This window comes from Liquorilactobacillus aquaticus DSM 21051 (assembly GCF_001436755.1).
Taxonomy (GTDB): Bacteria; Bacillota; Bacilli; order Lactobacillales; family Lactobacillaceae; genus Liquorilactobacillus; species Liquorilactobacillus aquaticus.
In genome coordinates this window covers 1-21,484 of sequence record NZ_AYZD01000025.1, presented here as the reverse complement: position 1 = coordinate 21,484, position 21,484 = coordinate 1, and the positions used below count along the sequence as shown (strand labels likewise).

Below are 21,484 nucleotides of genomic sequence, written 5' to 3'. Positions count from 1 at the left end.
CTTTTTTTGAATAAAAAGCGAACATGCGTTTGATTATATTGAATCTTGGGCTTAAGATGAAATCAATCTTAAAGGAAGGGAAGTTTTGATATGATTCAATCAATCTTAGAAACACGGCAAAGAGTAAACAAACGGCACGGGGGAGAAGGCTTTAAGAATAAGAAACAAGTGCTTAATTCTGCTGGTAAAAGTAATGATTCTGAAGCTCGAGAAGTTTATGGGGGAAAATACGTAAACTCAAATGGGACACGTTTTTATCTTGACAGGTCCGGGAACAAGCTTAAGGGTTTAAATAAAATTAATGGACATTTGCAATATTTTGATCAGACATCTGGTGCACAATTGAGAGGTGAATGTCAAAGAGTTAATGGAACAACTTATTACTTTGATAAAGTTTCAGGTAATGCGATTCCCTATGTTTTGACAAGCAACGGCAAAACAACAGCTTATCAAAGTGATGGCAAACCAGCGAAACCAGGCTTTTTTAAAGCTCAAAGCGGTAATATTTATTACTTCAATGAGGATGGTTCGTATGCGAAGGGATTGCAGACAATTGACGGGGTAACGTATTATTTTGATACGGATGGTCACCTAGCTAAAGGCGTGTTAGAGACAGTTGACGGTAAAACATATTATTCCGATGAAGCAACTGGACAAGTTTCTCAATTGATTTCTCAGAACATCCCAAGTCAAGACAGTTCTGCTAAAGCAGTTGCTGATTTTGCAGCTCACAATACTGCTTATTCACATAATAAGAAGAGTTTTGAAAATATAAATGGTTATCTAACAGCTGATTCTTGGTATCGTCCAAAATATATTTTAAGAGATGGGCAATCATGGGACAAGGCAAGAAAAACTGATTTTCGACCGCTTTTAATGGCGTGGTGGCCTACCAAGAGCATTCAAGCAGATTATGTGAACTACATGCTTGCACAAGGAATTGTGCAGAGCGAACATAAATTTTCGGCTGATGATAGTGCGCGCTTGCTTGACAGTGCAGCTCACAATGTTCAGATCGCATTTGAAAAAAATCTGATGATAACGTCCTCTGCCAATTGGCTACGTCAACTGATGCATAATTTCATTAAGACAGAAACAATTTGGAACAAATCTTCGGAAGATGTCAGTTCAGATGGCCTACAATCATTGCAAGGTGGGTTCTTAACTTACATTAACAGTAAGTTGACCCCAAGAGCAAACTCTGACTATCGTATCTTAGGCTATGTTCCATCATATATAAAGAATAATGAGAATAAAGGTTCAGAGTTTTTGCTTGCCAATGATATCGATAATTCCAACCCAATTGTACAAGCCGAAGAGTTGAATTGGCTGCATTACCTACTGAACTTTGGCTCGATTACGGGAAATGATGCAACCGCTAATTTTGATGGGATTCGGGTTGATGCGGTCGATAATGTTGACGCGGATCTGTTGCATATAGCTGCTGAATATTTCAAAAACGCTTATCATGTTGAGCGAAATGATAAGACGGCTAATGCACACTTATCGATCTTGGAAGATTGGGGATCGGACGACCCGCAATATATCTTTGAACAAGGCGCTAACCAATTAACAATGGATGATTATTTTGTTGGTCAGATGAATTATTCTTTAGAAAACAAGCCGGGAACAAATGACAAGATGGACCGTTTCCTGCACTGGTATCTAATCGATCGTTCTAAAGACAGCACCGAAAATGCAGCTATTCCGAATTATACATTTGTGCGAGCACATGATTCTAATTCGCAAGATCAGATTCAAGCGGCAGTTCAAGCAGCGACAGGCGAAGAATATGGGGTATTTAACTGGCAACAGCTGCAGCAAGGACTAGAGTTATATTATAAGGACCAAGCTGCAACAAACAAGCAATATAATCGTTATAATATGCCAAGCACGTATGCGATGCTTTTAACTAACAAGGACACTATTCCACGAGTTTATTATGGTGATATGTACCTTGAAGGCGGCCAATATATGGCAGGTAAGACCATCTATTATGATACGATTGCTAATTTATTGAGGACGAGGAGCAAGTATGTTGCCGGTGGGCAGACAATGTCAGTTGATAGCAATGATATTCTTACCAGCGTTCGTTTCGGTAAGGGAGCAATGACGGTAAGTGACCAAGGAACAAGTGAGACACGAACCGAGGGAATTGGTGTAATCGTCAGCAACAATACTACTTTGAAATTATTAGAGGGCGAACAGGTTGTATTGCATATGGGCTCTACCCATCATAATCAAGCTTATCGCGCAGCTGTTTTGGCCACTGAGGCTGGAGTGGCTAACTACACTGTTGATGAAGGTGCTCCAATTGCCTACACCAATGATGATGGAGATTTATTTTTCAGCAATCAGGATGTAGTGATCAATGGACAAGTTGAAGCAAACACTCATGTTCAAGGATATGCTAATCCACAAGTGACAGGATATCTGGCTGTTTGGGTACCAGTGGGAGCGTCAGCTGAGCAGGATGCACGAACATCAGCTACAGTAACGGCATCAACTGATGGCAAAACGTTTCACTCAAATGCGGCATTAGATTCAAATGTTCTTTTTGAGGGTTTTTCGAACTTTATCTCTTATCCAGACACACATGATGATAATGCAAATGTTGTTATTGCGAAAAACACGGCGTTATTCAAATCACTAGGATTTACCAGCTTTGAATTAGCTCCGCAATACCGGTCAAGTGGAGACAAGACATTCCTAGATTCAATTATTGATAATGGCTATGCTTTCACGGATCGGTACGATCTGGGGTTTGAAATGCCAACAAAATACGGAACGGTCGATGACCTGCGGAATGCGCTTAAAGCACTGCATGCTGCAGGAATTCAAGCAATTGCCGATTGGGTACCTGATCAAATTTACAATTTGCCGACAAAGGAATTGGTGACAGTTGATCGAACAGATGAGAGAGGCAACCAATTAACAGATTCTAAGATGCACAGCTGTTTGTATATCACAAATACAATTGGAGGAGGCAAATACCAGAAAATATATGGTGGAGCCTTTCTAGATCTCTTAGAAATCGAATACCCAGAATTGTTTACTGATATTCAGGCTTCAAACGGTAGTCCCATCGATCCAAGTGTGAAGATTACGAGTTGGTCTGCTAAATATTTCAACGGAACAAATATTTTAGGACGTGGGATAGATTATGTTTTACGCAGTCCGTATAGCAACTACTTCTATGTCGGAGAAAATTCACCAGCAGTGCAGAAGTTTTTGCCAGCCCCACTTGTGGGCAAGCACTTTGAGTAGTTTTTTGCAGTATTGCTTTTTCGATTTATGAGATAACTGTAAGGACCATAAAAAACGGCACACTGTCTTTTTAGGGATATGCTCCCTTAAAGACGGTGTGTCATTTTTTTGATCTTTCGGTTTTCAGATATCAAATAAGTATTAATTTTTACTTCTATTCAGATTTTTTATAAGTAAATTTAATGTTTTAATGTTAACATTTGATACATCATAAATTTAAGTTTTTAATTATGAGATAAAACTATACAGTTAGTTAGATTAACAGGTGTTGTTTAATTATCTTTAGTTTTGTGTTTGTTTTGTTTAGAATAGTAATTGGCATGAATGCTGTTATAATGTTTAATTAATATACTAAAGGAATGACGATGATGGAAATATACGGGGAATTTAAGCCTTATCTTTCGCAAATAAAAGACGATGTTATGAAGAAACTCGCTGTTCTTAACCAGCAGGAAATTGAAAAAAATAAAAACAAGCTATATGAACACTTGATTGGTCGCGTTAAGACTGAAGATAGTATGGTAGAGAAGTGTCAGCGAAAAGGCTTTCCACTTTCTCCAGAAGGAGCACTTCGTGAATGCAAGGATGCTATAGGAATTCGCATTGTTTGTAATTTTATTGATGATGTCTATCGTTCTATTGATCTTTTGAAACATGCAGACTGGTGTGAGGTAGTTAAAGAGAAAGATTATATTACAAGGTCAAAGCCTAACGGATACAGAAGTTACCATCTTATTTTAAAAGTCGATACGCCATACCCCTATATTGATGGTAATACCTCGGGATGCTATTTTGTTGAAGTACAGCTGAGGACAATTGCGATGGATTCGTGGGCTAGTTTAGAACATGAAATGAAGTATAAACATAGTATTGAAAATCCCGAACAAATTGGTAAGGAATTAAAACGTTGTGCGGATCAACTTGCATCTTGTGATGTTCAAATGCAGACAATTCGGCAGTTGATTCATGAAAATGATTGAGGAGAGCGGTAGCATGCGAATATTATTAGCTGAAGATGAAAAAGAACTTTCCAGGGTGCTTGTCACTGCTATGCGTAGTCAAGGATACGATGTTGTCCCTGTTTATAATGGTTCAGAAGCCGTTGATAAGGCTGACCATGGGGTCTATGACCTGATGATTTTTGATATTATGATGCCTGTAATGACCGGGATCGAGGCCTTGAAAAAGATTCGATCGACTGGTGATCAAACTTATGTGATCATGCTGACAGCCATGTCTGAAATTGATGATAAAGTAACGGGCCTTGATGCTGGCGCAGATGACTATATAACCAAGCCATTCTCATTGAAGGAATTATTGGCTCGTTTACGTTCACTTGAACGGCGAAGTGAGGATTACACAAATGACGTACTGAAGTTCGGCGATATTACGCTTGACAGTAATGAGCAGCGGCTAGAGAGTTTTAACTCTATTAGTCTTTCCGCAAAGGAAACTAAGCTGTTAAACTTGTTCATTCTAAATGCAAACAAAAAAATAGATAGCGACATACTGATCGACCATGCTTGGGATAATGATGATGACATTGATCGCGATACACTCTGGATTTATATATCGTATCTTCGCCAGAAACTACAGTCAGTTAATGCACATGTTGAAATCTATGGGGAGAAAGGCGGTCCCTATCAGCTTATTAATACTAATGGGGGGGACTCTAATGATTCAGAAGTTTCGTTATAGGTTCATCGGTATTTCCACAGCTGCCTTGTTTATTGTTCTTCTCACGGTGATTGGAAGTATTATCGGAATTTCGATTTATCAAGCAAAGCAACAGGTTAATAATGTCCTTGTGATACTTTCACAAAATGATGGGCAAATAAACTCTCAGATTAACACGCAGAATGTCAGAAAGCGTTTTGGATCTGCTTTTAATCGTGAAAGTTTATATCAGTACCGATACTTCAGTGTTTCTTTTGATAAAAACGGTAATCAGACCAATCTGGATGATTCGCATATTGTTAGTATTTCAAGAGAAACGATTATGGATTTAGGACGCCAAGTTTACGACAGTGAAAAACAATCGGGAACAATCAGTTCTGTAATGTCGAATTATGCCTACAAAGTAACCAGAAAGGATGATAAGACAACGATTGTTTTTCTTGATGAGTCGGTAATTATGGAAAGTACGGATAATATCATGAAACTTGGCATGTTCCTTGGAGCAATTAGCTTGGTCCTCTTCACGTTGGTCTTGATCGCATTTTCAAAACAAGCAATCAAACCGATAATCCAAGCCGATAAACGGCAAAAGGAGTTTATTACTAATGCTGGTCACGAGCTGAAAACGCCGTTATCAATCATTAAAGCTAATACTGAATTGCAAGAAATGATGAACGGTGAATCTGAGTGGACAAATAGTAATGAGCAGCAGGTGGATCGCTTGACGCATCTGATTAACAACTTGATTTCACTGGCGCGGATGGAAGAACAGCCTAAAATCACTTTGTCGACGGTCAACGCTTCTGAAGTGTTCGAAAAGGCTGCGGATAGTTTTAAAACGGTTATGTCTCAAGAAAAGAAAGCTTTTAAAGTAAAGATTACGCCCGGGCTAAAAATCAAGGCTGATGAAAATAGTTTTTACGAGCTGTGCAACATTCTCTTAGATAACGCCAATAAGTATTGCGATGATGAAGGTGTTGTGACGGCTTCGCTGACCTCTGACAAACGGCAAAAGAAAATTACTCTTTCGATTGGCAACACGTATACGGATGGAAAAAAGACTGACTACGGTAAGTTTTTTGAACGTTTCTACCGTGACGACAAATCACATAATAGTAAGAAAGAGGGCTTTGGAATAGGTCTCTCCATGGCTCAAAAATTGACGGCTTCTTTTAAAGAAAAAATGAGTGTCCACTATGATGATGGTCAAATATTTTTCAGTGTTAATTTTAAACCGGTTAAATAAAAACGCTAGATAAATATTAAGTTATGGAGGTAAAAATCATAATTTTTTAGATAATTCTACAAGTGTCTTATGTGAATGATCTAGCTTTTTTTCGAGTAATTAAAGTTACCGATCATATTCGGCAACTTTAATTGCTCTTTTCTTTATCAAGAATATGCATGTCTAAACGGCTGTCGATCATTTCGCAGTGATAAGCAATAAAGCCGAAAATAATTGATTAGTTAAGGAACAATGGTAAAAAACGCACGAATAATTGATTAAACTTGGGAGATGAATTCAGTTGTTGTTTTAAGAGTTGCAAAATTTGTTAATGAGGCAAGAAAGGCATTTTGAACATCTTTAGCAAGTACAATTTTTTTGTTAATAGTTAAATTTTTTGTTGCAGTTGCATCACTGATCAAAAGAGGATCAAATTCCAGTTCTTTACTTGCTCTCGTGGTTGAGTCGACGCACATATGTGTCATCATACCGCAAATAACTAATTGTTCCACGCCAACTCTGTGCAGCTCGGTCTCAAGGTTTGTTTGATAAAAGCTGTTTGGGAAATGTTTCTCGATAATTATTGAAGAAGGCTTGTTCTGCAAATCAGAATGAAGTGCCGCCCCTGTCGTGTCGGCTTCAAAAAAGGCAGCGTTCTTTTCGTGTTTGATGTGTTGAATGTATATAATTGGAAGATTGTGCCTTAGAAAATATGATTCTAGCTGATTTATCTTTTTAAGTGCGGCCTCTGGTAGAACAAGCTCCATTTTTCCTTTTGCAAAATAGTCATTTTGAACATCAATTACTAGTAGTCCTTGTTTCATTAAAACAGCTCCTTTGTTTATTTAATAACCTCAGTATAAGAAGTATTGCTGTTTTTGAACATAATCTGTTGAAATTAAGTTAGCAATTTTACTTTCAGTGTGAAAGGAGTGAGTTAATGGATTATATTGATAAGCAAATAATCGCCTTATTGAAGAAAAATAGCCGTTTAACTAACAAAGAAATAGGAGAAAAAATCCATCTAACCGGACAGGCAGTCGGTAATAGGGTTAATAAGTTGATTGAACATGAAATCATAAAAAGTTTCACGATTGATGTTCGTTACGAAAACACGCAATATATCCGTTTGTTCATGAATAGTACAGCATTTAGCACGATTGAAAGAGTAGTAAACAATTTTGAAGAGATTGAAACATTTGACAAAGTCAGCGGGCAGGCTTGCTACGCAATTGTCACACATTTTTCTCAAGATCGTCTTAATGAATTTATTGAAAAAATTTCAAAATGGGCGCGTTACAGTGTGGAAACTGTGGTAACCAATAAATTGCGAAATGAAAGTTAAATAAATATTAGCGGTATACAGCACAATTGATGAAAGATTGATCATGAAAATGAAAAGTGAATATAAGAGAAGGGAGTGTGACATAAGTTAGTAAAATTGGAGTATTAACGCGAAGTTATGAGCACAATACATTGTTTGTTGTGAGTAATGCAGGGTTAGACGGATGATTTTGATTTATGTAACACGTTTAGAGAAAATTAAAAATGGGACTGGCTCAAAAATCAACTTGAAGTGCCTCATAATTGTTAGACAAAAGTCTAATGATTGTGAGGCACTTCGTTATGATGTCATCTTTTTTTAAGGCTATATAAACTAATAAATAATTGCTGGCCGCGGATAACGTCCATATAACTGTGTAAAAGATAAAAGGTCGCGTAAATGCCCTTTTACGGTACAATGTTTTTAACCGCAAAAACATACATAGGAGGCTTTACATGACTCAAGTGCATTTTACACTGAACAGCTAAATCCTATGTTCAACGAGTGACTCAGCTCTATAATGAAATGTATTAAGTTTGATCAGTAAGCAACTTTTAAAAATTGTAATATTTTTTACACAGAACTATGTGCTTGACTATGTTAATTAAGCTATAATAATTACATAAATAAATCTATATATGCAGGTGATGATTTTTGATTTCTCTATCAAGACAGGTAACGACCCTGTGGGCCAAAAAGCGGTCCCAAGAAGGTGAACATTATTGGTTACCATTAATTACACATTTACTTGACACACAAAATACTATCAACTGGCTTTTTAACCACTGGTTTAGTGATGGGCAAAGACAATTACTTGCACAACGGTCAAGTGAGGAAAATATTGAAAAACTGGTTAAATTTCTTGGATTTATTCACGATATTGGTAAAGCAACACCTGTGTTTCAAGTGAAGAGATCTTTTGATGGTGATAGTGAATTAGATATTGAAATATTGGAAAAGCTTTTTGAAGGCGGTTTTACAGGATTAGATGAATTAATTTTAGCAGCACCTCAGGAATCTCAACATGCACGCGCAGGAGAAGCTATTTTAGACCGTGAAGGCGTTCCTGAATCAATTACTGCAATCGTGGGTGCCCATCATGGTAAACCAGAGGAAGGACCACAGGACAAACAGATTGCAACTTATACTGCAAATTACTTACAGAGAGATGTTGGAAAAAATTCTGCAGATAAGAAAATCCAGGAAAACTGGAAGCAAGTGCAGAAGACTCTTTTTAAGTATGGATTGAATTTATCTGGCTATGAGTCAGTCGATGAAATTCCAGACGTTAATCAACCTGAGGCTGTTCTATTAGAAGGACTACTTATCATGGCCGATTGGCTTGCTTCAAGTGAATATTTGGGGAATGACACTGCAGTACCGCTATTTCCACTGATTAGTCTTGATCAATCATTTGAAGAGTTAGATATGAAAAAGAGATTTAGAAATGCCATGATGGTGTGGTATCAGACGGGAGAATGGGTACCAGATCAGATCGACACTAAAGATGACCTTTATAAAAAATATTGGGGATTTAATGCACGACCAGTCCAACAGATTATGACAAAAGCGATAGCTGCTACAAAAGATCCCGGCGTAGTGATTATAGAAGCCCCAATGGGCCTAGGGAAAACTGAAATCGCACTTTTAGCTGCCGAGCAATTAGCGTTTAAAACTGGACAAAATGGCTTGTTTATGGGATTACCGACGCAGGCAACAACAAACGCAATGTTTGCACGAGTGGAGGACTGGCTGGAAGTATTGGCTAAAATGCAAGATGAAAACTTCTCTATTAAGTTAATGCATGGTAAAGCTGAATTCAATGAAGATTATCGACAAATCCCTAATGCTTCTAACGTAGATGATGAAGGTGCGGTCGTTATTAATAGCTGGTTTTCGGGTAAAAAGTCAATCTTAACTAAATTCACCGTTGGGACTATCGATAATTTGCTGCTGATGGGGCTTAAACAAAAACATCTCTTCTTAAAGCACTTGGGATTTAGCGATAAAGTTGTCATTATTGATGAAGTCCATGCATATGATAGTTATATGAATCAATATCTATACAAAGCAATTGAGTGGTTAGGGGCTTATCACGTTCCTCTGGTAATTTTATCTGCAACCCTTCCAAAATTAAAGCGCAACGCACTGTTAAAAGCCTACTACAAGGGGAAATATGGAAAACATTTTAAAAAAAACGTTATTGCTCCAATTGGATGGCAGAACCAGCAGGCGTATCCCTTACTTAGTATTCTTGATGATAAAGAAATTAAGCAGATAACTGATTTTAATGGTCAAAGTGATCAGAAGTCTGTCGAGCTTCAAGTGAAACGACTTCAAGTGACTGATGCAGAAGTAATTCAAACCGTTTTGCAAAGAATATGTAATGGTGGTATTGCAGGTATTATCGTTAATACTGTTAAACATGCACAAGTATTGGCTAAGTTGGTACCGGACGATGTTAAGTTAATGGTACTGCACTCAGCCTTTTTAGCAACAGACCGTGTGTTTCTTGAGAAGAAACTTGAAAAGACTATCGGGAAGAATGCTGACCGGCCACATAAAATGATCGTGATTGGGACACAGATTTTGGAGCAATCATTAGATATTGACTTTGATGTCATGTTCACGGATATTGCACCAATGGATCTTTTACTTCAACGGGCAGGACGTCTACATCGACACTGTATTAAACGACCTAAGACGCTAGAGCGACCACGGCTCTACGTTATGGGGATTAATGAATTTGGTGATTATGGTTCTGCAAATGAATCGATATATGAAAAGTACCTTTTAATGAAGACAGACCATTTTCTAAGTGATAAAATTCAGTTACCGAATGATATTTCAAGTTTGGTGCAAAATGTTTACGACAATAACACAGATAAGGAAGTTGATCAATTAATTGAGGCACGAGATAAGTTCAATACGGACCTACAACGTGAAGAGAAAAAAGCTGAGGTTTTTCAAATTGATGCTCCCAATTTAGCGGTATCAGCAACGGATGATGACATGACGATTCATGGTTGGTTAAGCCGAGGACAGAACCATGTTGATACTGACGAGCGAAAAGCAGCTGCCGCTGTTCGTGATATTCAGGAGACAATAGAAGTTATCTTAGTTCAACATCTTGGAACAGGCGATTTTTTGATGGATGGGCAAAATTTAAAAGATTGTTCACCTATTAAAATTGCTCAGCAAGTTGTCCAAATTCCAGGAGCTATTGTACCAAGTTACAAAATAAACCAAGTGATTTCTCAACTTGAAACACAAACAAGTCACTATTTTTCAGATTGGCAAGATAGTCGTTGGTTAAGGGGGGCGTTAGCGCTGCCCCTCGATAAAAATTATCTGGGAGAATTGGCTGGTTGGAAGCTGCATTATTCCCCAATACTGGGACTAAGTTATGAAAAGGAGGATGACGATGAGTAACCAAGTTTTTAATTTAGTTACCGATCCATGGATCAAAGTGATTGATAAAGCAACAAATCAAGATAAAGAAGTATCCCTAACTGAACTATTTGAAAACGCGCAGCATTATAGTCGACTAGCAGGTGAGATGCGGTCACAAGATTTGGCTATCTTACGCTTTTTATTAGCAATCCTGACAACTGTCTATTCAAGGTTTGATGCTGATGGCATGGGATATGATTGGTTGGAAATTGATACAGAGACTTTAAAAATAATCAATTCAGTTGATGAGGATGACTATGAACAAGATGATTTGCAAAAAACTTGGCAGCAATTATTTCAGCAAGGCCATTTTTCGAAAATTGTAATTCAGTATTTAAAACGATACCAAAAACGGTTTGATTTATTTGGTGAGCAGCCCTTTTATCAGGTAACAGCGGATGAGTATGATGCTGTGGTACCTGAAAGAAAGAAAGTTGCAACGGGTTCTGGTACAGTTTCGGTTAAACAAATCAATCGTCTTATCTCGGAAAGTAATCATACACCAGATATTTTCACTCCCAAAACGGATGGCGAAAAAAATCATGTTTCGTTAGATGAGTTGGTGCGTTGGCTGATTATGTATCAAAATTTCACTGGTGTTACTGACAAAACAAAGGTTGACACCAACGAAAAGTTTTCGACACCCTCAGGATGGTTGTATAAATTAAATCCGGTCTTTGCAAATGGGGCTACCCTATTTGAAACTCTGATGTTGAACCTTATTTTATTTACTAAAAAGGAATATGTTACTCAAAAACCAGTTTGGGAATACGAAGATCTTCAAGATTATGTAGCAAATCGTAAAAAATTAATTTTACCAGATGATTTAGCGGGGTTATATACTACTTGGTCACGATTATTACACATTGAATGGGATGAGCAAAGTCAACCAACTATTTTCAGTGCAGGGTTACCAATGTTTAGTAACAAAAATGCTTTTATTGAACCGATGACGACTTGGAAACCAGATTCACAAGGGGGTGCAGAAGATTTTAAACCAGCTGTAAAAAGTACTCGTTCTCTGGGGATTGCGATGTGGCGTAATTTTGGTCAATACGTTAATGTTGACAAGAGTATATCTCATGAACCTGGAATCGTTACATGGTTGCACATTCTGGAGAAAAAAGGGATGCTAGTGCCGAATAAGCAACTTAACCTATCAACTGCCGTTCTGGTAAGTGACGGCAATGCTACATCTCAGGCGCCTATCGCAGAAATAGCTGATGATTTGGTCGTCAAAGCTGAAGTACTGTTTGATACTAAAGAAACACAGCGTTGGCCTGAACGAATTGAAAATATCATTGATCTGACACAACAAATTGGTAAAGATTATTGGCAATTTGTTGCAAATGTGGGTCAGATTCGGAATCTTGATTCTCGTCAATTTGCAAGCGAGTATAGTGCTAAGTTCTATGATCGATTAAATGAACCATTTAAACAGTGGCTAGCGGGATTATCAAACGATGATAATCGTGATGAGAAAGAGCTTGAATGGCAACGAACTTTAAGAAAAATTGTGTTACGCTCTGCAGAAGAATTGATGAATTCAAGTACTTCAAGAGATATTAGAGGTATTACAACTGTTAGGAAGGGTAAGTCAGTTATTCAGAACATTTTTACGTCAAATAATAATCTTAGGTATAACTTGAAACGACATTTAAACCTCTAGAAAGAGTGATCAAATATATGGAAAATTCAATTGTTATCTCCGTTAACAATATCCTTTGTAATTTGTACAGGAATGGAAATATCAATAAAGCAGTTCTTGCAAGTGCAAGACACGCTGTATCTATGGCAAGTCCACAAGCGCAATCAGTTTGGCCAGTAATGATGGCAGAACTGCAAAAGCCAATGTTGAGTCAAAATGGTGAACCAACATATGCGGAAATAGCAACCTATGCAGCAGTTCGACTATATGCGATTCATCAGCAAAGTACCGATACTTGTGTTTATTCGTCATCGTTTAATCAATATAATGAGAAGCCAGAGGGCCTTTCGTTATTCGCGGCTTTAGCTAGTTTACGACAAATCGAGGATGCTAGAGTTGCGTTGGACCGGCGGGTGCAGCCACTGCTTGCGACAACGAATGTTAACAGTGTTATTAATTCACTCACACATTTGGTTGCCATTCTTAAGGTTAGCCAACGAACATGTAAAATTGATTACGCCCGTTTGGCGGATGATCTTTTTCATTTTCAAATGAGCTACGAACAAGCCAATCGAGTTCGATTGAATTGGGGACGCCAATATTTTTATTCAATTAATAAATCCATAAAAACGCAATCTGAAGGGAAGAAAAATTAATGATTACTCCAAACTTGTACCTTGACATACATGTTTTACAGACTGTACCTTCTTCAAACCTCAACCGTGACGATACAGGTGCACCTAAAACTGCATTGTATGGTGGTGTAACTCGAGCGCGGGTTTCCTCACAGAGTTGGAAACGCGCAGTTCGTCAGGGGTTTAAAGCTGAAGATGTAACAGCTGGTGTTCGGACAAAAGAAGCTGCTCAATTATTAATTGACCAGTTAATGAAATTAGATGAGGACTTAGATGAGAAAGATGCACTCGAAAAGGCAATTGAAGTCTTCAAAGCTGCTGGTGTCAAAATTGATAAAAAAACAAGCGAAACAGGTGCATTGCTTTTAGTGAGCCATGGTCAAATTGAAAAACTGGCTCAGTATGCACTCAGTAATGCCGACCTAAATAAGAAAGAAATTAAAAAAGTTTTAAAGAGTGACCAATCCCTTGATCTTGCATTATTTGGACGTATGGTAGCCGATAATCCAGAATTAAATGTCGACGCTTCTGCTCAAGTTGCGCATGCCATCTCAACACATGAAGTTGTTCCAGAATATGATTACTTTACTGCTCTAGACGATTTACAACCAAAGTCCAATGCTGGGGCTGCAATGCTTGGTAGCTTAGAGTTTAACTCATCAACCCTCTATCGCTACGCAAATGTGAATGTAAATGAGCTGATACATAATCTGGATGTAGATAGTGCCATAACTGGTGCAGTTGCTTTTATTAAAGAATTTCTGTTGACAATGCCATCAGGAAAGCAGAATACATTTGCTAACAAAACGCTGCCTAGTTATGCCATGCTTAACCTTCGTACTGACACGCCAGTTAATTTAGTTTCTGCTTTTGAAGAACCAGTAAAATCAAGGAATGGTTATCTTAAAAAATCTATTGAAAAATTTGAAAAAGAATTTGAGATAAGTGAGCAATATCTTGATACGCCAGAATTAAACGTTGTTCTGAGTAAGTTTGAGACGAATACCGGTGCAAAGGTTGCTAATTTATCAGAGCTCTTGCAACGAGTTAATGATGGACTTAAAGAGGCGATAAAAAATGAAGACCTTAACGATTAGATTAAATGCACCTTTGCAATCTTTTGGCAATGAAGCTACGTTTGCCCGCCGGACTACTTGGAAATGTCCTTCAAAAAGTGCTGTTATCGGAATGCTGTCAGCAGCAATGGGTTATCGGCGTAATGATCCACGAATTGTTGACCTTAACACGTTAAAGTTTGCAGTCCGCATTGATCAGCCCGGCCAAATAATGACTGATTATCAAACTGTTGAATGGAAATTCAGTACGCGAAAAATAACCTATCGTGATTATTTGCAGGATGCTATTTTTATGGTAGCAGTTGGAAGTGAGGACGCTCAATTGATTGATTCCTTACAAACAGCACTTCGACATCCAAAGTTCCAGTTGTTTTTTGGTCGCCGTGCCAATGCTCCGGCTGGGCCGCTTCAACTACATTTAATTAATCATCGAGATCCAGTTCAAGTGTTAACAGATTTTAAGTGGCAGGCATCTAAGTGGTTTCGTCAAAAAACGAAAAAAGAGTCTGTCAGGCTTGAGCTGATTGCAGATGCTGATTTATTGCCAGACTCTAAAGTGGGTCCTGAATTAGTAAAAGACCGTGTTATTTCGCTTGATCAGCGGTGTCGGCAAATTGGATTTCGAGCTGTTTCACGCACGCGGGTTCAACTCAACAATGATAAGTTTAAAAAACAAACAGTAGATACTAATCATGATATCATGAATTTTCTCTAGAGAGGAGTCGCTCTATGTACTTATCAAGGGTCGAAATAGCAACTAAAAATCGACAAAAAATTAAGGATCTAACACATTTGGGCGCTTATCATAATTGGGTTGAGCAAAGTTTTCCGGATGAAATCAACCTCGGTGAACGAAAGCGCCATCTGTGGCGGCTTGATCAGCTAGCGGGTAAAAATTATTTGCTAGTATTAAGTGAAAATGAACCGGATGAAGGCCAACTGGAAAAATATGGTGTTTCAGGCACTGTCGAAACCAAATCTTACAATCGATTTTTGGATACAATTAAAATTGGTGAAATAATGCGCTTTAGATTAACCGCTAATCCAAGTTATTCTGTTTTGCAACCTGATAAAAAACGTGGACGAGTGTATCCACATGTTACTGTTAAACAACAGCGCCAATGGTTAAATGAAAGGTCTGAAAAGGCGGGATTTAGACTTGTTCGGCAACGGTTGTTGAATAGTGAAGGTAATGATGATGGTTTTGCTTTTGATATCGTCAGTCGTGATTATCCAGTCCTGTATCGTGAAAAAGGACACGGTATGCGATTGAGTCGCGTAACGTTTGAAGGTTTGTTACAAGTTCAGGATGTAAATGTATTCAAAGAAACCCTTATCAATGGTTTAGGTCGTGAGAAGGCTTTTGGGATGGGATTAATGACGGTGATTACCGAGGTGTAAGCAATGAATAAGAAGATAGGTGCAAAGAAACCTGAGCGTTCTGAATTGGGGCGAGTAAGAGACCGACTGACTTTTCTTTATTTAGAGCATGCAAAATTGAATCGGCAAGATAGCGCTATCCTTGTAATGGACAGCAGGGGAACAGTGTGTGTTCCAGCAGCAGTAGTCAGTGTTCTAATGCTTGGACCAGGTGTTGATGTAACTCACCGTGCTATGGAACTGATTGGCACATCAGGGATGGGTGTTATTTGGGTCGGTGAACATGGTGTAAGACAGTATGCCTATGGGCGCCCGTTAAACCATGCTTCAACATTGTTAGAAGCTCAAGCAAGACTAGTTTCTAATTCAAAGACCCGGGTAGCAGTTGCACGGAAAATGTATCAAATGCGGTTTAAGGATGAAGATGTCTCTGATTTATCTATGCAAGAGTTACGAGGAAAAGAGGGGGCAAGAGTTCGCCGAGTTTATCGGGAGCAGTCGAAGCAATCCAAAGTGGATTGGTCACGTAGAGAATATAATCCAGATGATTTTAATGCAGGTACACCAATCAATAAGGCATTGACTGCAGCACACCAAGCACTCTATGGCTTAAGTTACAGTGTTATTTCTGCTCTAGGTGCCTCAGCAGGGTTAGGGTTTGTGCATACGGGACACGATTTGTCTTTTGTGTATGATTTTGCAGACTTATATAAAGCAAAATATTCAATTCCAATTGCTTTTAACATGACGGCAAAAGTCGGTGATGATAAGGATATTGCCTCTAAAACACGCTTAGCAATGCGAGATGCTTTTAAAGATGGAAATATTTTATCCAAAATGGTTGTAGATTTAAAATATCTTCTAGGTGAAGCAGACTTGGAAGAAGATGTTGATTCTCTAAGCCTTTGGGATGATAAGCTTGGTTTACAAGAGATGGGTGTTCAATATCATGAGATTGAAGAAGATGAATCAGTATGATAGTGATTACTTTAACTAAAGTTCCTAACTCTCTTCGAGGTGATTTAACCAAATGGTGTCAAGAAATTCAAACTGGTGTTTATGTTGGCAATGTTAGTGCTAAAATCCGTGATGGCCTGTGGGATAGAATCATGCGTGATATTGGAAATGGACAAGCAACAATGGTTTACAATACGAATAACGAGCTTGGATATACATTTAAAACAACTCGTTCAGACCGTGATGTGATAGATTATGATGGAATTCCCTTAATGATGCACCTGGTTGTATCGAATAAGGCCGTTAAACATGGCTTCAGCGATGCAGCAAAATTTCATAAAGCTAAAATAATGACACATAAGAGGCTAAAAACGACGGATAAATTGGAGAAGGCTTTAAGCGAGTCTATTGTATCGATTGATATTGAAACAACAGGTCTGGATGTTACGAAAGACCAAATAATTGCTATTGGTGCAGCTAAAAAAAACAGTTGTTTTTATTCTTTAATCAAGTCGAATACCATAGTACCTGAAAAGATATCTGATTTGACGGGCTTAACCTCCACAATTTTGTCAGATGAAGGTATGGATCTTAAAGTGGTACTAATCCAATTGAAAGAATTTATTGGGAATCTACCAATAGTAGGTTATAATGTTCGTTTCGATGAGGCCTTCCTAGAAAAGGGATATAAAGACACTCATGAACTCGGCTTATCAAATAAAATAGTTGACTTGATGCCTGTGATTAAAAAGACAAATAAGTTTTTGGATAATTATCGTCTTAAGACTGTTTTAGAAGACTACAAAATTTCAAATCTTCATCCTCATCGTGCGGATTCGGATGCAAAAGCAACATTTGAATTGGCAATACAACTCATAAAAAAACAGGATTTGAAAATTTAAAGATACCGGTCTAACGGGATTAATTTAGTGTATTCCCCGCGCATGCGGGGGTGATCCTCTACTGTCCGGAACACAAGATTTTAATATCAAGTATTCCCCGCGCATGCGGGGGTGATCCCAAATTTTCCGCTGACTTGCGAAATCGTTGAGTGTATTCCCCGCGCATGCGGGGGTGATCCCAAGTCATCTGCATACGCTCCACCAAAGCCCTCAGTATTCCCCGCGCATGCGGGGGTGATCCTATGAGTTCTGATAGTTGAGTAGTCCTCATTAAGTATTCCCCGCGCATGCGGGGGTGATCCTATCCCTCTTTATGTTTTAGCCTGAGCCACAGTGTATTCCCCGCGCATGCGGGGGTGATCCTTTCAGTGTTAAGTGGGCGCTGATAGATGGAGCGTATTCCCCGCGCATGCGGGGGTGATCCCTTCCCAGTCGCTCCCGTGTAATGCAAAAGCGAGTATTCCCCGCGCATGCGGGGGTGATCCTAATTAGGCCGCATTCTGGTAAAACGTCACCGTGTATTCCCCGCGCATGCGGGGGTGATCCTCAAGTATGTAGTGCGACATGAAGGCAAGAATGGTATTCCCCGCGCATGCGGGGGTGATCCCCTGCTTCTCTGCTCTGCTGGTGTGGATCTTTTGTATTCCCCGCGCATGCGGGGGTGATCCTATAAGACACGCTCGGATAATCAAATAGAAAATGTATTCCCCGCGCATGCGGGGGTGATCCTATAAATGATTAGGTTTTTTATTTTGCGCAAAAGTATTCCCCGCGCATGCGGGGGTGATCCCAAACTCAATGATGCAAATACTCAGATTGGCAAGTATTCCCCGCGCATGCGGGGGTGATCCCTACAAGGCTTATTAGAGACATCAAAGAAGAAGGTATTCCCCGCGCATGCGGGGGTGATCCTAAAAAAGAGGAAAGCCGATTAAGACTCTCCTCGTATTCCCCGCGCATGCGGGGGTGATCCTTACAAAGCGCCATTGACAAAACAGACACGGAGGTATTCCCCGCGCATGCGGGGGTGATCCCTAAGACATATCACTCTACTGTTGAAGAAGCTTTGTATTCCCCGCGCATGCGGGGGTGATCCCATGTAAAACGTTGATTTGACGGTGTTCTTACAGTATTCCCCGCGCATGCGGGGGTGATCCCCAAAATTCCCACGTTTTAACCGACTTTTGTAAGTATTCCCCGCGCATGCGGGGGTGATCCTCATTTAGATCTATCTAGTTTAGCTGATGATTAGTATTCCCCGCGCATGCGGGGGTGATCCCCAAAATTCCCACGTTTTAACCGACTTTTGTAAGTATTCCCCGCGCATGCGGGGGTGATCCTTGTCACAGCGAAATAATGTCAGCGTTGCTACAGTATTCCCCGCGCATGCGGGGGTGATCCTAAAAATGAATAAATTTAAAAAGGCAGCATTAAGTATTCCCCGCGCATGCGGGGGTGATCCTATGGGATTAATTGATAACACCCCCACAGGGCAGTATTCCCCGCGCATGCGGGGGTGTGATCCCACCATATCAATTGTTTTGAACGTTATTTCTTGGTATTCCCCGCGCATGCGGGGGTGATCCCTCCAGTCGTATCTTTCGGCGAAGTTCAGCCATGTATTCCCCGCGCATGCGGGGGTGATCCTAAAGAGGATGGACATTTTTACTACAAGCCAAGGTATTCCCCACATTACGCGGTGTAATGTCTTTTTTTATTGCCTTTTTTCATCAAAAAATTTTATCAGAAAGTACTTACTGCTTATTTTAAAGAGGCAAGGTCGGAAATAAGTAACCGCATTAGAGTAGGCTTTTAGGCAGAGACACCGTTTGATAAGCAGTTAACGTATGTATGAGACAGAATTTCACGTTAGTTTAGTCAGTGGGCTCCAGTAGTAAGCAAAACTAAAAATATTTATTGACTTAAATAAAATATTGATTGATAATTGTTTATGGTAAAATATTTTATACATAAGAATGCTGCATACAGCAAAGTTTTTAAAGGGTTGGTCGAATTATAAGTGACACGTTACGATCAAAACAGATTAGTTTTACTGCAAGTACGAGCAGTAATATCATGTAGATTATAAATTACTACATAAAAAACTACCTAATTAAAAAAGGACTTGTCAAAATGAAGACTAAAAAAATTAATACCTTAATTAAACGAACTGCTGTTGCAGCCGCGGTTGTAACGGCTGGAACTGCGATAGCTACGACAGCTCGGGCAGATACTGTTAGTAAAAATGACAATACAGTTTCCAGCAGCACGTCCCAGCCAGCAACTGGCAGTTATCAGAGCAGCTCAAGAACTAGTTCTAGTTCTAGCACTAGCGCGAATACCAAGAATGTACAAAAACAAACTGAGGACGCTAGTGAAAGTTCACAGCAGCAAACACAAACGGTCCAAGATAAAACAGAACAAAATCAGACAGATAAAACACAAGCAGTGCAAGTAAAGACGATGCAATCAGATTCAACTAATACACAGAGCAAAAGCTCTACGCAAGCCAATGCGGCTAAACCAATTGCAGGGGCAAGTGTTCAAAAGTCATCAAGTACGGATAGTAGCGTTGCAACAGCACAAAAAAAAGTGAACGATGATCAAGTTGAAGTCGATAAAGCATCTAGTGCTAAAACAACTGCATCAACAGCAAAAGACAAAGCTCAATCAAACTTAGATACCCTTAAGAATAGCCAAACATCGACTGCTGATGGAAGTACAATTAATTTAACAGATAAACAGAAAGTTAATGTTGCTGATAATCCAGCATTACTGGATGAAGGGACTGGCACGAATAGCAAATTTGTTGATAATAATTCATCTGATAAGAGTTCAAAAATTGATGTAAATACTTTGACAAGTGCGCAATCAATTGAACTATCATCGTATGCAGTAGCGTTGATTAATAATCTTAGAGAACAAGTAAGCTTTGTTCAACATAACAGCAAGGCGGGGGCAGATAATCAAAAAAGTATAATCAAGCTTGTCGTTACTAATGGCTCGATTGATAATGCTAAAAAAATTGCTGAGAATTATAATAATGATCAGTGGAGTGGCTACAAACATAGAAATGATGATTATAAGGGATCATATAAGGGAGAAGATGTGCCAGCTGTTGAAACAGTTCTTGCTAATGACGGTTTATTGTCCAGTGGAAATTGCATTGAAGTTATGGAATCGTTGTCTGACTATTACGATACTTCAATGACAATGTATACCGCTAAGCAATATTTATACAATGCAATTCACAACATACTATTTAACGATAAGTCCAGAGAATATGAACGTGCACTTACTTTGCTGGGTATAGATGATTCTGTTTTAAAGAATGATTTTGGAGAGAATTTCTTTGCTGTTAGTTTTGATAAGTATGGGAATATCCACCTTGAATTTATTAGTTGTTTTGAAAAAGAAAATTTAAAAATGGCGAATTTCGATACGACTGACGTAACAATAAATACAACCGGTGCTACAGCTGCACAGATCGCATCTGCTCAAACAACATTGAACAATGCTACAGCAACATACAACACAGCTAGTGCTGCATATACAGCAGCTGTTAATAAGCTCAAGGTTGATACAGCGGCTTTGAATACGGCAAAAGCAAATGCTGACAAAGAAGCTTCAAGTCAAACAACATCAAAAAATGGGCAATTCTATGAGGATGCCCATTGGTATCTCTATAAAGATAATAAAAAACAGACTGGTTTGCAGTATATAGCTAACCAACATAAAACGGTTTACTATAACGTCAACGGTCAAATGCAGTATGGGCAGCAATACATCAAGGGACACTGGTACCTGTTCGACAACAATACTGGAGCAATGAAGACTGGCTTGCAGTATATAGCTAACCAACATAAAACGGTTTACTATAACGTCAACGGTCAAATGCAGTATGGGCAGCAATACATCAAGGGACACTGGTACCTGTTCG

15 protein-coding genes and 1 CRISPR repeat array are annotated in these 21,484 nt (G+C 39.0%); of the genes, 14 read left to right on the top strand and 1 reads right to left on the bottom strand.

What is annotated here, in order from left to right:
- The first annotated feature begins 90 nt into the window (after nucleotides 1–90).
- The 4 genes from FC19_RS08455 to FC19_RS08440 all read left to right on the top strand — a co-directional run bounded on the left by FC19_RS08455 (nucleotide 91) and on the right by FC19_RS08440 (nucleotide 6,190).
- On the top strand, nucleotides 91–3,267 hold the full coding sequence (locus tag FC19_RS08455) for a glycoside hydrolase family 70 protein (RefSeq protein WP_057876534.1): 3,177 nt from the start codon (nucleotides 91–93) through the stop codon (nucleotides 3,265–3,267).
- Nucleotides 3,268–3,635: 368 nt separating this feature from the next.
- Nucleotides 3,636–4,247, top strand: a complete 612-nt coding sequence (locus FC19_RS08450) for a GTP pyrophosphokinase (protein ID WP_057876533.1) — start codon at nucleotides 3,636–3,638, stop codon at nucleotides 4,245–4,247.
- 13 nt (nucleotides 4,248–4,260) lie between these two features.
- Complete coding sequence (locus FC19_RS08445; RefSeq protein ID WP_057876532.1) at nucleotides 4,261–4,965, top strand: response regulator transcription factor; 705 nt, start codon at nucleotides 4,261–4,263, stop codon at nucleotides 4,963–4,965.
- Entirely contained in the window at nucleotides 4,943–6,190 is a 1,248-nt protein-coding gene (locus tag FC19_RS08440) for a sensor histidine kinase (RefSeq protein WP_057876531.1), read from the top strand. Before FC19_RS08445 ends, FC19_RS08440 begins: the two co-directional genes overlap by 23 nt.
- A gap of 257 nt (nucleotides 6,191–6,447) precedes the next feature.
- Here FC19_RS08440 and FC19_RS08435 read toward each other — a convergent pair whose 3' ends face one another.
- On the bottom strand, nucleotides 6,448–6,993 hold the full coding sequence (locus FC19_RS08435) for a cysteine hydrolase family protein (protein ID WP_057876530.1): 546 nt from the start codon (nucleotides 6,991–6,993) through the stop codon (nucleotides 6,448–6,450).
- 116 nt (nucleotides 6,994–7,109) lie between these two features.
- Here FC19_RS08435 and FC19_RS08430 point away from each other — a divergent pair, with 116 nt between their 5' ends.
- From FC19_RS08430 to FC19_RS08385, 10 genes are all read left to right on the top strand, one after another.
- On the top strand, nucleotides 7,110–7,514 hold the full coding sequence (locus FC19_RS08430) for an Lrp/AsnC family transcriptional regulator (protein WP_057876529.1): 405 nt from the start codon (nucleotides 7,110–7,112) through the stop codon (nucleotides 7,512–7,514).
- A 636-nt stretch (nucleotides 7,515–8,150) separates the two neighbouring features.
- On the top strand, nucleotides 8,151–10,925 hold the full coding sequence (locus tag FC19_RS08425; protein WP_057876596.1) for a CRISPR-associated helicase/endonuclease Cas3: 2,775 nt from the start codon (nucleotides 8,151–8,153) through the stop codon (nucleotides 10,923–10,925).
- Nucleotides 10,918–12,615: a type I-E CRISPR-associated protein Cse1/CasA gene (locus FC19_RS08420; RefSeq protein ID WP_057876528.1), complete on the top strand. Its 1,698-nt coding sequence runs from the start codon at nucleotides 10,918–10,920 to the stop codon at nucleotides 12,613–12,615. Before FC19_RS08425 ends, FC19_RS08420 begins: the two co-directional genes overlap by 8 nt.
- Nucleotides 12,616–12,632: 17 nt before the next feature.
- Nucleotides 12,633–13,250, top strand: coding sequence for a type I-E CRISPR-associated protein Cse2/CasB (gene casB / locus FC19_RS08415; RefSeq protein WP_057876527.1), 618 nt, complete (start codon nucleotides 12,633–12,635; stop codon nucleotides 13,248–13,250).
- Nucleotides 13,251–13,252: 2 nt separating this feature from the next.
- Nucleotides 13,253–14,326 carry a type I-E CRISPR-associated protein Cas7/Cse4/CasC gene (gene cas7e, locus FC19_RS08410; RefSeq protein ID WP_187327545.1) on the top strand — a complete coding sequence of 358 codons (1,074 nt, stop codon included), beginning with the start codon at nucleotides 13,253–13,255 and terminating at the stop codon, nucleotides 14,324–14,326.
- Complete coding sequence (gene cas5e, locus FC19_RS08405; protein ID WP_057876525.1) at nucleotides 14,307–15,020, top strand: type I-E CRISPR-associated protein Cas5/CasD; 714 nt, start codon at nucleotides 14,307–14,309, stop codon at nucleotides 15,018–15,020. Before cas7e ends, cas5e begins: the two co-directional genes overlap by 20 nt.
- 14 nt (nucleotides 15,021–15,034) lie before the next feature.
- Nucleotides 15,035–15,706 carry a type I-E CRISPR-associated protein Cas6/Cse3/CasE gene (gene cas6e, locus FC19_RS08400; protein WP_057876524.1) on the top strand — a complete coding sequence of 224 codons (672 nt, stop codon included), beginning with the start codon at nucleotides 15,035–15,037 and terminating at the stop codon, nucleotides 15,704–15,706.
- Nucleotides 15,707–15,709: 3 nt separating this feature from the next.
- Nucleotides 15,710–16,663, top strand: a complete 954-nt coding sequence (cas1e, locus tag FC19_RS08395; protein WP_057876523.1) for a type I-E CRISPR-associated endonuclease Cas1e — start codon at nucleotides 15,710–15,712, stop codon at nucleotides 16,661–16,663.
- A complete protein-coding gene (cas2e, locus tag FC19_RS08390) occupies nucleotides 16,660–17,544 on the top strand; it encodes a type I-E CRISPR-associated endoribonuclease Cas2e (protein WP_057876522.1) in 885 nt (294 codons plus the stop codon). Before cas1e ends, cas2e begins: the two co-directional genes overlap by 4 nt.
- A gap of 29 nt (nucleotides 17,545–17,573) precedes the next feature.
- Nucleotides 17,574–19,191: a CRISPR direct-repeat array (repeat unit 28 nt; unit sequence GTATTCCCCGCGCATGCGGGGGTGATCC).
- 486 nt (nucleotides 19,192–19,677) lie between these two features.
- The coding region (locus FC19_RS08385) for an SEC10/PgrA surface exclusion domain-containing protein (RefSeq protein WP_157061297.1) at nucleotides 19,678–21,484 on the top strand (1,807 nt) is incomplete at its 3' end.